The sequence below is a fragment of the uncultured Pelagimonas sp. genome (assembly GCF_947498515.1).
In the GTDB taxonomy this organism is placed as follows: Bacteria; Pseudomonadota; Alphaproteobacteria; order Rhodobacterales; family Rhodobacteraceae; genus Pelagimonas.
Genome location: NZ_CANMKO010000001.1, coordinates 441,307 through 453,190, shown reverse-complemented (window position 1 = coordinate 453,190; position 11,884 = coordinate 441,307). Strand labels below are relative to the sequence as shown.

General features: G+C 55.8%; 11 protein-coding genes. 7 read left to right on the top strand and 4 right to left on the bottom strand.

The window, feature by feature from the left end; all coding sequences use genetic code 11:
• The first annotated feature begins 34 nt into the window (after positions 1 to 34).
• Positions 35 to 904: a LysR family transcriptional regulator gene (locus tag Q1A43_RS02360; RefSeq protein WP_299932108.1), complete on the top strand. Its 870-nt coding sequence runs from the start codon at positions 35 to 37 to the stop codon at positions 902 to 904.
• 90 nt (positions 905 to 994) lie between these two features.
• Here Q1A43_RS02360 and Q1A43_RS02355 read toward each other — a convergent pair whose 3' ends face one another.
• On the bottom strand, positions 995 to 1,570 hold the full coding sequence (locus tag Q1A43_RS02355) for a hypothetical protein (protein ID WP_299932105.1): 576 nt from the start codon (positions 1,568 to 1,570) through the stop codon (positions 995 to 997).
• Positions 1,571 to 1,668: 98 nt separating this feature from the next.
• A complete protein-coding gene (locus Q1A43_RS02350) occupies positions 1,669 to 2,502 on the bottom strand; it encodes a prephenate dehydratase (protein ID WP_299932103.1) in 834 nt (277 codons plus the stop codon).
• A gap of 160 nt (positions 2,503 to 2,662) precedes the next feature.
• On the opposite strand from Q1A43_RS02350, the gene Q1A43_RS02345 reads away from it, so the two are divergent.
• From Q1A43_RS02345 to Q1A43_RS02325, 5 genes are all read left to right on the top strand, one after another.
• Positions 2,663 to 3,172 (top strand): cytochrome c family protein, encoded by a 510-nt coding sequence (locus tag Q1A43_RS02345; RefSeq protein ID WP_299932101.1) that lies wholly within the window; start codon positions 2,663 to 2,665, stop codon positions 3,170 to 3,172.
• Between the two features lie 209 nt (positions 3,173 to 3,381).
• The gene (locus tag Q1A43_RS02340) at positions 3,382 to 5,292 is read left to right on the top strand and encodes an extracellular solute-binding protein (RefSeq protein ID WP_299920954.1); all 1,911 of its coding nucleotides are present in this window, start codon (positions 3,382 to 3,384) and stop codon (positions 5,290 to 5,292) included.
• 6 nt (positions 5,293 to 5,298) lie between these two features.
• On the top strand, positions 5,299 to 6,372 hold the full coding sequence (gene yejB, locus Q1A43_RS02335) for a microcin C ABC transporter permease YejB (protein ID WP_299920956.1): 1,074 nt from the start codon (positions 5,299 to 5,301) through the stop codon (positions 6,370 to 6,372).
• Positions 6,373 to 6,382: 10 nt separating this feature from the next.
• Positions 6,383 to 7,495, top strand: coding sequence for an ABC transporter permease (locus Q1A43_RS02330; protein WP_299921251.1), 1,113 nt, complete (start codon positions 6,383 to 6,385; stop codon positions 7,493 to 7,495).
• Complete coding sequence (locus tag Q1A43_RS02325; protein WP_299932099.1) at positions 7,492 to 9,081, top strand: ABC transporter ATP-binding protein; 1,590 nt, start codon at positions 7,492 to 7,494, stop codon at positions 9,079 to 9,081. Before Q1A43_RS02330 ends, Q1A43_RS02325 begins: the two co-directional genes overlap by 4 nt.
• Here the strand turns inward: Q1A43_RS02325 and Q1A43_RS02320 are convergent.
• Entirely contained in the window at positions 9,054 to 9,938 is an 885-nt protein-coding gene (locus Q1A43_RS02320) for an EamA family transporter (RefSeq protein WP_299932097.1), read from the bottom strand. The two genes, Q1A43_RS02325 and Q1A43_RS02320, sit on opposite strands and share 28 nt — an antisense overlap.
• Before the next feature lie 93 nt (positions 9,939 to 10,031).
• Here Q1A43_RS02320 and Q1A43_RS02315 point away from each other — a divergent pair, with 93 nt between their 5' ends.
• Positions 10,032 to 10,526, top strand: coding sequence for a MarR family transcriptional regulator (locus Q1A43_RS02315; protein WP_299932095.1), 495 nt, complete (start codon positions 10,032 to 10,034; stop codon positions 10,524 to 10,526).
• Here Q1A43_RS02315 and hemN read toward each other — a convergent pair.
• Positions 10,515 to 11,870 (bottom strand): oxygen-independent coproporphyrinogen III oxidase, encoded by a 1,356-nt coding sequence (gene hemN / locus Q1A43_RS02310; protein ID WP_299932093.1) that lies wholly within the window; start codon positions 11,868 to 11,870, stop codon positions 10,515 to 10,517. The two genes, Q1A43_RS02315 and hemN, sit on opposite strands and share 12 nt — an antisense overlap.
• Between the last annotated feature and the right edge of the window lie 14 nt (positions 11,871 to 11,884).

Genomic DNA, 11,884 nt, shown 5'->3' with positions numbered 1-11,884 from the left:
AAACTTCTGAAGCAAATTACAGAAAAATTGAAACGTGATCAAAATCGATACTTTGCGGTGCTTTAGCACGGTTGCGCAGTTGGGAAGTTTGTTAGAGGCCTCAGCCCGATTGGGCCGCACCCCGTCGGCGCTTTCGATGTCGCTAAAGCAGCTAGAAGGCCATCTTGGTGCGCGGTTGTTTGAGACAGAGCGCAAAAACAAGCTAACGCCCCTTGGCCAAGAGGTATTTCGATTGGCTCAGGTGCAATTGCGCCAGTTTGATGACACGGTCACATCGATCGAGAATGCGGCAAACGCCCCTGAGGGGTTGATTAAAATTGCATCGATCCCGTCGGCCGCTGGGTTGGCATTGCCCAAGGCAATTTCCACATTGATGGCGCAATTCCCGCATCTCAAGGTTGAACTCAGAGACATGGACAGTGCGATGGTTGCCGAAGCCTTGCTGCATGGTGAGGCGGATATCGGGATCGCCTCTGGGGCCCGGTCGCTCAATGGCGTGACCTGTATCACGCTGTTTGAGGATGCGTTTGGGTTGCTATGTGGGCGCGACCATCCACTGGCGAAATCCACCTCGCCGCCCACACTCGACGACGTCTTCGCCTACGCCTTTGTCAGCAACACCTTGTGCCGCCAGTTGAACCTAAGCGAACTCAACGCCGCCTCTGCGGGTGCCCAGCTTACGGTTCACAACACGCATTCTTTGATTGCGATGACACGGACAAACAAGTGGGTGACGATCCTTCCACAAAGTGTGGCCCGCGCCTTGCCGGATGAGCTGGTGTTTCGCGCTATTGATGGCATAGATCAGCGGCGCAGCGTGTCTTTGTTGGTGAGCCAACGGGCGCGTTTTCCGAAGATACTTGAGGTGTTTAGCGATCTATTGGTTCACTCCGACTGGACGTAAGTCCGTCGGTTTCTTCTTAGGTTCGGTCACGACCACATCGCCCCTGAAAATCGCCAAATAATGCTACAGGGGCTTGTTCCAAGTGGGCAATCAGAGCTTTTTCGAGGCCCCTGCCCCATAGGATTTCAGCACAGCTGACATGTCTCTCGGTGCGATGTCGATCCGCTCGATCTGAGATCGCGGAACGGTCATAACGGTGCCGTTTCGGGTGTTGGGTGAATTTGGTTGAAACACAACACTATCACCATTCGACAAGCGTTCGGTTTCAAAGCCCAAGGTGCGCTGTCCTGACGGCTCACCAATCAAAACCGCCTGCCAGTTGTCCTCAATTGAGGTGTCGTCAATCGAGTCGATAAAGCCGCGCTTGGTGCTGTGATAGGTCGGAATGGCGCGGGTCAGGAAATGGTCAAGCTTTTCGACTTGGGCCGCGATAATCGAGCTGCGCGCCATGACCCCCGCCCCATAGCAGACCAAGAACACCGCAAGCCCCGCGAGTATATTGGCCAAGGCAACCCCGCCAAGCGTTTCGATCGGAATGACCTTGCTTATTGGTTTCGCAATTTTGAACGCAAACCCATAGGCCTTGTTCAAAATGATCAGGATAAAAACCAGAGGGACCAAGAAAATGATCCCTCCGATAACGGTCGTACGCAGACCTTTGTTCATCGAAAAATCTCCAAAACCAAATGGCTATACCTTGGGGGATTGGAGCGAATTTCCGGGCCCTAACGCAAGGAAAAAGTCACCTAGCCCGGCCCGATACATCAATCGCGGCGGGGATCACGGGGATAGGTGCCCAAGATTTCAAGCATATCGGTAAAGTAATCCAGCTCTTCCATGGCGCGTTGTACGGCCGGGTCGTCGGGGTGACCTTCTATATCCGCGTAGAATTGCGTGGCGGAAAACGAGCCGCCGACCATGTAGCTTTCGAGTTTGGTCATGTTGACGCCATTGGTCGCGAAACCGCCCATGGCCTTGTAGAGCGCCGACGGGATGTTACGGACCTGAAAAACAAAGGTGGTCATCATGCCGTGATCGCCACGCTTTGCGTGATCGGCGTCGCGCGACATAATAAGGAAGCGCGTGGTGTTATGGGCGTGATCTTCGATATGGCGGGCGAGGATGTGCAGGCCATTGGTTTCCGCTGCGAGATCCGAGGCCAGCGCCCCGACTGTCATCTCTCTGTTGGCGGCGATCTCGGCTGCGGCCCCGGCGCTATCGGCCGCGGCTTCTCCTTTGATCCCATAGCGGTTTAGGAAATCTGCCGCTTGGGGAATCAACACCGGATGCGCCCGCACCAAGTCAAGGTCTTCGATTTGAACACCGGGCATGGCCATCAGGCTAATATGCACGCGGACAAAGGCCTCATCGACGATGCGCAGCCCGCTTTCTGGCAACATCCGGTGAATATCAGCCACCCGCCCATAGGTGGTGTTTTCCACCGGCAACATGGCAAGATCGGCTTTCTTGCTGCGCACCGCCTCGATGACATCTTCAAAACTGTTACAGGGCAGCGCCTCCATATCCGGGCGGGCGTCGCGGCAAGCCTCATGAGAATAGGCTCCGAGCTCTCCTTGGAAGGCGATGCGCTGGGTCATTTTTGCTGTTTCCTGTCAAATTGGCACCATTGTACCGGTGGGCGGGCGTTTGGTCGCGCCTTCTATACCTTGCCATGGGCGAAGGGAAGCAATAGACACGCGCCCGACGAATAGCGAATGCGAATAGCGAACAGGGCACCTCATGTTTGACACAATGACCATGACCAAAGTTGTAGGCGGCGTCTGCGGATCGCTGCTGGTCTTCCTTTTGGGCAAATGGGTCGCCGAAACGCTCTACCACACCGGTGGCGGGCACGGCGATCACGCACAGGCCGCCTATGTGATTGACACAGGCGGAGACGACGCAGGCGGAGAAGAAGAAGTTGTTGAAATCGACGTAGCAGCCGTTTTGGCCGCGGGCGATGCGGCTTCGGGCGCGAAACTGTTCAAAAAGAAATGCGCCAGCTGCCACAAGGTTGACGACGGTGCCAACGGCACAGGCCCCTACCTTTATGGTGTGGTTGGCCGTCCGGTTGGAAGCGCGGAAGGGTTTGGCAACTACTCTGGAGCTCTGAGCGAGGCCGCCGACGTTTGGTCGCCTGAGCATCTCTTTGGTTTCTTGGAAAACCCCAAGAAATACGCACCAAACAACGGTATGGCGTTCAAAGGTTTCCCCAAGCCTGAAGATCGCGCTGATGTGATCAGCTATCTGAACTCTCTGGGCGGCTAAGCCCCAAGGTTTCAGAACAGAATCAGACCGCGTCCTATCCGGGACGCGGTTTTTTTGTGCCTGAACGCATCTCAACCGATAGGCGAAATCGCGTAACATCACGGAATCTCAACTTGAATGTCGCGCCCACCTGCCTTTAGCTATAAATTAACTAAAATGATCGTGAATTGTCAGTGACGTCCAAGCTGACCAGATAAAGGGGAGACCACATGCAGCGACCCAATGCCCGGATCCGCCCGATGACACAAACACGCACCTTAACCCGATCCGTTAGACCCTTGGTAACTGGGGCAATGCTCGCTCTTGGGGTTGCCTGTATCGCCACAATCGGATGGGCCGAGCAAAAGGTGATTAAATCGCATGGCGTCTCAACCTTTGGTGAATTGAAATACGGTGCCGATTTCACCCACTTTGACTATGTGAACCCCGATGCCCCCAAGGGCGGTGAGTTTTCAAGCTGGGCCTTTGGCACCTTTGACAGTCTGACCCCCTACATCCTCAAGGGGAATGCCGCCGCCGGTGCCGGGGTGTTTTACGACACGCTTTTGACCGGCAACCTCGAAGAGCCGGATGCAAGCTATGGTTTGCTCGCGCATACGCTGGAATACCCGGAAAACCGCGAATGGGTGATTTTCCACATGCGCCCCGAGGCCAAGTTCCGCGATGGCACGCAGGTCACGGCGCAGGACGTGGTGTTTTCCTATGAGACCCTCAAGGACAAGGGCCGCCCGAGTTTTCAAACCACATTCGCCGATTTTGTCAGCGTCGAGGCGATTGATGATCTGACGGTAAAGTTCACCTTTAACCCCGAGGGTCCGCTGCGCGAGTTGTTGATGACGGCGGGCGGCATTCCTGTGTTGTCCAAAGCCTATTACGACACGGTCGATTTCACCCAAAGCAGCCTTGAGCCGCCGATGGGATCGGGGCCATTTGACCTCAACAAAGTCGAACCGGGTCGCTCGATCTCGTACAAGCGCCGCGATGATTATTGGGCCAAGGACCTGCCGGTCAATGTTGGGCACAATAATTTCGACACGATCAAATACGAATATTTTGGCGATTACCTAGCGGCCTTTGAGGCGTTCAAAGGCGGGGCCTATGCCTTCCGCGAGGAGTATTCGTCTAAAACTTGGGCGACCAGCTATGATTTCCCAGCGCTAGACGCCGGTCATGTTGTCAAAGAGGTGATCCCCGATGGCCGCCCTGCGGGCACCCAAGGGTTCTGGTTCAACCTGCGCCGTGACAAGTTCGCCGACCCACGGGTGCGCGAGGCGCTGGCGTTGGCCTTCAACTTTGAATGGTCCAATGAATCGCTGTTCTATGGCATCTATGGCCGCACCGATAGTTTCTGGGAAAACTCCGAAACCCTACAAGCGAGCGGCATGCCGAGCGACGCAGAACTGGCGATTTTGGAACCGCTGCGCGAGTATTTCCCCGAGACGGTCTTTACCGAAGAGGCCTATAGCCCGCCTAAATCGAAATCCTCCGATCTTGCCGACCGCCGCACCCTGCGCAAAGCTGGCAAGCTTTTGGATGCGGCCGGATGGGAAGTTGGTGACGACGGTGTTCGCTATAAAGATGGCAAACCCTTTGAGCTCGAAATCCTCAACGATGCGCCAAGCTTTGATCGGGTGATCAACCCTTACGTCGAAAACCTCAAACGTCTTGGGATTGCCGCCTCGGCCAACCGGGTTGATCCGGCGGAATCGCAAGAACGCGAGAAGAATTTTGACTATGACATGGTCACACAACGCTTTTCGATGTCGCAGACACCGGGGGACGAGCTAAAACAGATTTTCGGCTCGCAAACCGTGAACACCCCTGGGTCGGTCAATGTCGCCGGGCTGAACAACGAAGGTGTCGACAAGCTGATCCGTATCATCGCCGATGCGAAAACCCGCGAAGAGCTTGATACAGCGGTCAACGCGCTCGATCGGGTGCTGCGCGCCATGCATATTTGGGTGCCGCAATGGTACAAGGGTGAACATAACGTCGCCTACCTTGACGTCTATTCGCGCCCCTACACAGATACACCGCCACCCCTGTCGATGGGGGAAACCTCGATCTGGTGGTATGACGAAGACAAAGCGCAGAAATTGCGCGATGCTGGGGCGCTCTGATCCAATATGGGCGCTTATCTCCTCCGACGTGTGTTGTTGATCATCCCGACCCTCTTGGGGATCATGGTGATCAACTTTGCCCTTGTGCAATTTGTGCCGGGCGGGCCGATTGAACAAATCCTTGCCGAGATCGAAGGCGAAGGCGATGCCTTTTCCGGGATCGCCGGTGGCGGAGGCGAGATCGCCTCGGGTGGAGAAGAGGGCGTGGGCCGCCGCGGCCTCCCCGAGGAATATATCAAGGACCTAGAGGCGCAGTTCGGTTTTGACAAACCGCCCCTCGAACGCTTTGTGAATATGCTTTGGAACTACATGCGGCTCGACTTTGGCGAGAGCTATTTCAGGTCGATTTCAGTGATTGATCTGGTGTTGGAAAAGATGCCGGTGTCGATTTCGCTGGGGCTTTGGTCGACGCTGATTGCCTATCTGGTCTCCATTCCGCTGGGCATCAAAAAGGCCATCAACGATGGCACGCCCTTTGATACATGGACCTCTGCGGCGATCATCGTGGCCTATGCCATCCCCGGATTTCTGTTTGCGATATTGCTGTTGGTTCTTTTTGCCGGGGGCAGCTATTGGCAGATTTTCCCACTGCGTGGCCTGACATCTGAGAATTTTGATGAGCTAACCCTGTTTGGCAAAATCTACGACTACATCTGGCACATCACTTTGCCGGTGCTGGCCTCGACTATTTCGGCCTTTGCGACGCTGACCTTGCTGACCAAGAACAGCTTCTTGGACGAGATCAAAAAGCAATATGTGATGACCGCCCGCGCCAAGGGCTTAAGCGAGAGCAAGGTCCTATATGGCCATGTGTTCCGCAACGCGATGCTGATCGTGATCGCAGGCTTGCCCGGTGTGTTCATCGGCGTGTTCTTTGGCGGCTCGATCATCATCGAAACGATCTTCTCGCTTGATGGGCTGGGGCGTTTGGGCTTTGAGGCGGCGGTCGAACGCGACTATCCGGTGATCTTTGGCACCTTGTTCATCAGCTCGCTGATTGGCCTGCTGATCGGGATCATCTCGGACTTGATGTATGTCTTTATCGATCCGCGCATCGATTTCGAAAAGCGGGAGGGCTAAGGCCATGGCAATCACTCTCTCCCCGCTCAACCAACGCCGCTGGAGCAATTTCAAACGCAATCGACGCGCCTTTTGGTCGCTTTGGATCTTCTTGGTGATTTTCACCCTGTCGCTCTTTGCCGAATTCCTCGCCAATGACAAACCGATCCTGGTGAATTATCGCGGCGAATATCGCATGCCGATCTTTAGTTTCTACGCGGAAACCGATTTTGGCGGTGAGTTCAAATCCGAAGCCGCTTATCGCGATATCGAGGTTAAATGCCTGATCCGCACCGGTGGCATCGAGGACTGCCTAGACGATCCCGAGGGGTTGATCGACCAGGTCGACGCCGGGACCGGGGCCGAACTTGGCGACGGTTTCCAAGAAGGCTGGATGATCTGGCCGATCATTCCCTATAGCTATAATACGTCGGTGGATCGCCCCGGTGCGGCCCCCCTGCCCCCGAATGATCAAAACTGGCTTGGGACCGATGACACCAAACGCGATGTGGTCGCACGGGTGATTTACGGGTTCCGATTGTCGATCCTGTTCACCCTTCTGGTCACCATCAGCAGCTCGATCCTCGGGGTGATCGCCGGGGCCTTGCAAGGCTACTTTGGCGGCTGGGTTGACCTTATCTTTCAACGGGTTATCGAAATCTGGGCCTCAACCCCCCAGCTCTATGTGATCATCATCCTCTTCGCCATTCTGGGACGAAGTTTCTGGCTTTTGGTGGTGTTGATGATCCTGTTTGGCTGGATGGGATTGGTGGGCGTTGTGCGCGCCGAATTCCTGCGCGCCCGTAACCTTGAATATGTCCGCGCCGCCCGCGCGCTTGGCGTCTCAAACTGGACAATCATGTTCCGCCATATGTTGCCAAACGCCATGGTCGCGACGCTGACTTTCATGCCGTTTATCGTGACCGGAACCATTAGCACCTTGGCCGGATTGGATTTTCTGGGCTTTGGGTTGCCGTCGTCGTCACCATCGCTTGGCGAGATGACCCTGCAAGCCAAACAGAACCTGCAAGCCCCTTGGCTCGCCTTTACTGCCTTTACGGTGTTTGCCGTGATGCTGTCGTTGCTGGTCTTCATCTTTGAAGGTGTGCGCGACGCATTTGACCCGAGGAAAACCTTCTCATGAGCATTCTCGATGTCAAAAACCTTAGGGTGAGCTTTACCCAAGACGGTAAGACCAATCAGGCCGTCAAAGGTGTGTCCTTTCACATCGAACACGGAGAAACCCTTGCTTTGGTTGGGGAATCCGGGTCGGGAAAATCGGTTTCGGCCCTATCAACCGTGTCTTTGCTTGGCGATAGCGCCACGGTTGAGGGATCGGTCTTGTACGAAGGCCAAGAGATGATCGGAGCCAGCAAACAGCGCCTTCATGACGTGCGCGGCAACGATATCAGCTTTATCTTCCAAGAGCCGATGACATCGCTTAACCCACTGCACACGCTGGAAAAACAGCTGGCCGAAAGCATCACCCTGCACCAAGGGTTGAGCGGTTCCAAAGCGCGGGATCGGATCATCGAGCTGCTCAACAAGGTTGGCATTCGTGAGCCGGAAAAACGGCTCGGATCATATCCGCATCAGCTTTCTGGTGGGCAGCGTCAGCGCGTGATGATCGCCATGGCATTGGCCAACAAGCCCGATCTTTTGATCGCGGATGAACCGACAACGGCGCTTGATGTGACCATTCAGGCGCAGATTTTGGATTTGCTGGCTGATCTGAAAACATCCGAAGATATGAGCCTGTTGTTTATCACCCATGACCTTGGAATCGTGCGTAAAATCGCCGATCGGGTCTGTGTTATGAAAAACGGTGAGATCGTCGAACAAGGCCCTACGGGCGAGATTTTCGCCAATCCGCAACACCCCTATACGCAGATGCTTTTGTCGGCCGAAAGCACCGGCAGCCCCGAACCGGTTGACGCCGATGCCGATGTCATCGCGAGCACCGAGAACCTCAAAATTTGGTTTCCGATCCAGACCGGTTTGATGAAACGCACCACTGGCTATGTGAAGGCTGTCAATGACGCGTCTATTTCGGTGCGCGCCGGGGAAACCGTTGGTATCGTTGGCGAATCTGGATCAGGCAAGACAACCCTTGCCCTTGCGATCATGCGGTTGATCAAATCCGAGGGCGCGATCACCTACCGCGGCGAAGATGTGCGCAAATGGTCGGTGCAGGAATTGCGCCGCTTGCGCTCGGAAATCCAGATCGTGTTTCAAGACCCGTTTGGATCACTGTCACCGCGCATGACCTGCGAACAGATCATCGCCGAAGGGCTCACCGTACATGGGGGCCCGGATGGGCGCTCGCATTACGAATTGGTACATGAGGTGATGGAAGAAGTCGGGCTCGACCCGGCCAGTATGCACCGCTATCCGCATGAGTTTTCGGGCGGTCAACGCCAGCGGATCGCCATCGCCCGCGCCATGGTTTTGCGCCCGCGCCTGGTGGTCTTGGACGAGCCAACCTCGGCGCTTGATATGACGGTGCAGGTGCAGATCGTTGATCTTTTGCGCGAGTTGCAACGCAAATATGACCTCGCCTATCTGTTCATCAGCCATGATTTGAAGGTTGTGCGCGCCATGAGCCACAAGGTCATGGTGATGAAACAGGGTGATGTGGTGGAATTTGGCAGCGCCGACGAAATTTTCGACGCGCCAAAAACCGAATACACGCGGGCCTTGCTTCATGCGGCCTTTGATCTGGCGGTCTGAAACAGCGGTTTGGGAGAGGCCGCGCGTTGCGCCGCCCAGACCGACACGACGATAACCCCTGCCCCAAATAATTGTTGTGTGGAAAGGGTTTGGTTGAGAAACACCCCCCCCAGAACAACGGCGCTTAGAGGGCTGAGAAAGCCAAGGCTCGACACGGTGGCGGGGCCAAGACGGGCGAGGCCGCGGAAGAAGGCCACATAGGTCAGCGCCGCGCCGATAACGCTCAACCAGACCAGACCGGCCAGCGCGGAGGTGTCAAAATGCGGCCAATCGGGCGCGATGATGATGGCCACAGGCAGGAGCAAAATCCCGCCTGCCGTCAATTGCCATGCCGCAAAGGTGAGAGGTGGGACCGATGGTTGCCATTTGCGCGACAGCACCGTGCCAACCGCCATGGACACCGCACCGATAAGCGCCGCTGCAATGCCCAAAGCATCAAATTGCACCCCCGGCGTCCAAATCAACAGGGCAACGCCAAACACCCCGGCCAGCGATGACAGAATAGCCGTCAGTCGTAATTCCGTGCCCAAGACCACAGAGGCCAAAAAGACGACGATCAGCGGTTGCAGCGCCCCCAAAGTTGCCGCGATCCCGCCGGGAAGACGATAGGCCGCCACAAAGAGTGCCCCCCAAAAGATCGCAAAGTTCAACGCCCCAAGGATCAAAATTCGTGGCACCCAGTCCAAAGGCGGCAACTGGCGTGTGAGCAAAAGCAACAGCAAGCCAGCCGGTAAAGCGCGCAGCAGGCTTACCAACATCGGGTCAAACCCCGGCAAAGCTTGGGTCGAGACGATGTAGCTCGATCCCCATACAATCGGGGCGAGCGCGGTCAGGGCAATATCGGCGGAGCGGGTCATAGATCACCTATCTTGATGTCGAGATACATTTCTTGACGTCAAGATAGAATTGAAAACCTTGACGTCAAGATAAAAATCCCGCACATCGTTTTTATGGATCATGTTGACCGCATCACCGCCCAGTGGAACACCGAACGGCCCGATCTGGACACCGGTCCAATGGGCACCATTGGGCGTCTATCGCGCCTGTCCCAACATCTAAGCCGAGAACACGTTGCGCAATTTGCCAAACACGGGCTGAACTTGGCGAGCTTTGATGTTTTGGCGACGCTCCGGCGATCTGGTGCGCCGCATGCCTTGACGCCCAAGGCCTTGATGGCGACGACGATGGTGACATCGGGCACGATGACCAACCGCCTCGACCGACTTGAACAGGCTGGGCTCATCACCCGCACCCCTGACCCCAAAGATGGGCGCGGATTTCTTGTGCAACTAACCGATCAAGGTTTTACCCTTGTCGATCAAGCGGTTACCGCCCATGTGGACAATCAAAAACGCCTCGTCACCCCCCTAAACGACGAAGAGCGCAGCCAGTTGGATGCGCTCCTCAAGAAATGGTTGGCGGGGTTTGAACCCTCAGATGGCTGAGCTATGCCCGGCCTTGGATAGGTCATAGGCGTCAAACGACCGTGCGATCAGACGGGTCAAAGTGCGCGCATCTTTGGGTACAAAAAGCCCATCTTCAGTGATCTCAAGAATGTTCTCGAACCGATCATCCGCCGCCCGCAACATGCCAAACAACTCTGCTTCGGAGATATCAAAGCTGCTTGTGATCTCTTTCGCGTCGATGCGGAAGTCACACATGACCGCTTCGATCAGACGTGAGCGCAGCTTGTCTTCGTCGCTGAACACATGGCCGCGCCCGGTGGAAAACACGCCATCGCGGATTTTGCCCGTATAGGCCCCAGTAGCCGAGGCGTTTTGCGCAAACCCTTGTGGAAACTTCGAAATTGACGAGGCCCCAAGCCCAATCAGAACATTGGCGGTGTCATCGGTGTAGCCCTGAAAGTTGCGGCGCAAACGGCCGGCTTTTTGGGCAATGGCCAAGCCGTCGGACTTGGCGGCGAAATGGTCGATGCCAATTTCGTCATAGCCATCCCACATGAACAACCGGCGCGCCGTTTCAAACAGTTCGAGCCGTTCGTCCGGCGTCGGCAAGGCCTCCGAGGGGATCAACTGTTGGCGCTTGGCCATCCAAGGCACATGCGCATAGCCGTAAAGGGCCACACGATCCGGCGCAAAACTCAGCAGCTTTTGAACGGTTTCGGTGATCTTGGCCTTGGATTGATGCGGCAGACCAAAGAGGATGTCGGCGTTGAGGCTTGCCACTCCGGTTTCGCGTATCATTTCAACCGCTTGCTTGGTCAGATCATAACCCTGAGGGCGGCCAATGGTTTCCTGAATCTGTTCGTCAAAATCCTGGACCCCGATCGAGGCGCGGTTCATCCCACCCGCAGCCAGCGCCTTGAGCCGGTCCGCGTCAATTTCATTGGGATCAATTTCGACCGAAAACTCGGCGTTGTCAGAGAAGTCAGCCGTTTCCCGAATCGCCGCGATCAGGCGATTCATCATGTCGGGCGTCAAAAGAGTTGGCGTTCCGCCCCCCCAATGCAGGCGCGACAGCTTGACCCCTTTGGGCAAATGCTTGCGCAGCATCTTGAGCTCGTCGATCAATGTGCCGACATAAGCCTCGACCGGAGAAAGCGTTGATGTGCCTTGGGTTCGACAGGCGCAGAACCAACATAGCCTGCGGCAAAACGGTACATGCAAATAAAGCGATATATCGCCATACTCGGGTACAGCTTCGATCCATTCGACGAATCGGTCAGGCCCTACCCCCCCGGCGAAATGCGGGGCCGTTGGGTAAGAAGTGTAGCGGGGCACTTTGGCGTCAAAGAGGCCTAATCGTGCAAGTTGTGTTCTGTCCACCATCCGAGTAGACTTAT

Coding starts and splice junctions, on each gene's coding strand:
- Q1A43_RS02355 (WP_299932105.1), bottom strand. CDS start 1,570: ATGAACAAAGGTCTGCGTACGACCGTTATCGGAGGGATCATTTTCTTG.
- Q1A43_RS02345 (WP_299932101.1), top strand. CDS start 2,663: ATGACCAAAGTTGTAGGCGGCGTCTGCGGATCGCTGCTGGTCTTCCTT.
- Q1A43_RS02340 (WP_299920954.1), top strand. CDS start 3,382: ATGCAGCGACCCAATGCCCGGATCCGCCCGATGACACAAACACGCACC.
- yejB (WP_299920956.1), top strand. CDS start 5,299: ATGGGCGCTTATCTCCTCCGACGTGTGTTGTTGATCATCCCGACCCTC.
- Q1A43_RS02350 (WP_299932103.1), bottom strand. CDS start 2,502: ATGACCCAGCGCATCGCCTTCCAAGGAGAGCTCGGAGCCTATTCTCAT.
- Q1A43_RS02315 (WP_299932095.1), top strand. CDS start 10,032: ATGGATCATGTTGACCGCATCACCGCCCAGTGGAACACCGAACGGCCC.
- Q1A43_RS02325 (WP_299932099.1), top strand. CDS start 7,492: ATGAGCATTCTCGATGTCAAAAACCTTAGGGTGAGCTTTACCCAAGAC.
- Q1A43_RS02320 (WP_299932097.1), bottom strand. CDS start 9,938: ATGACCCGCTCCGCCGATATTGCCCTGACCGCGCTCGCCCCGATTGTA.
- hemN (WP_299932093.1), bottom strand. CDS start 11,870: ATGGTGGACAGAACACAACTTGCACGATTAGGCCTCTTTGACGCCAAA.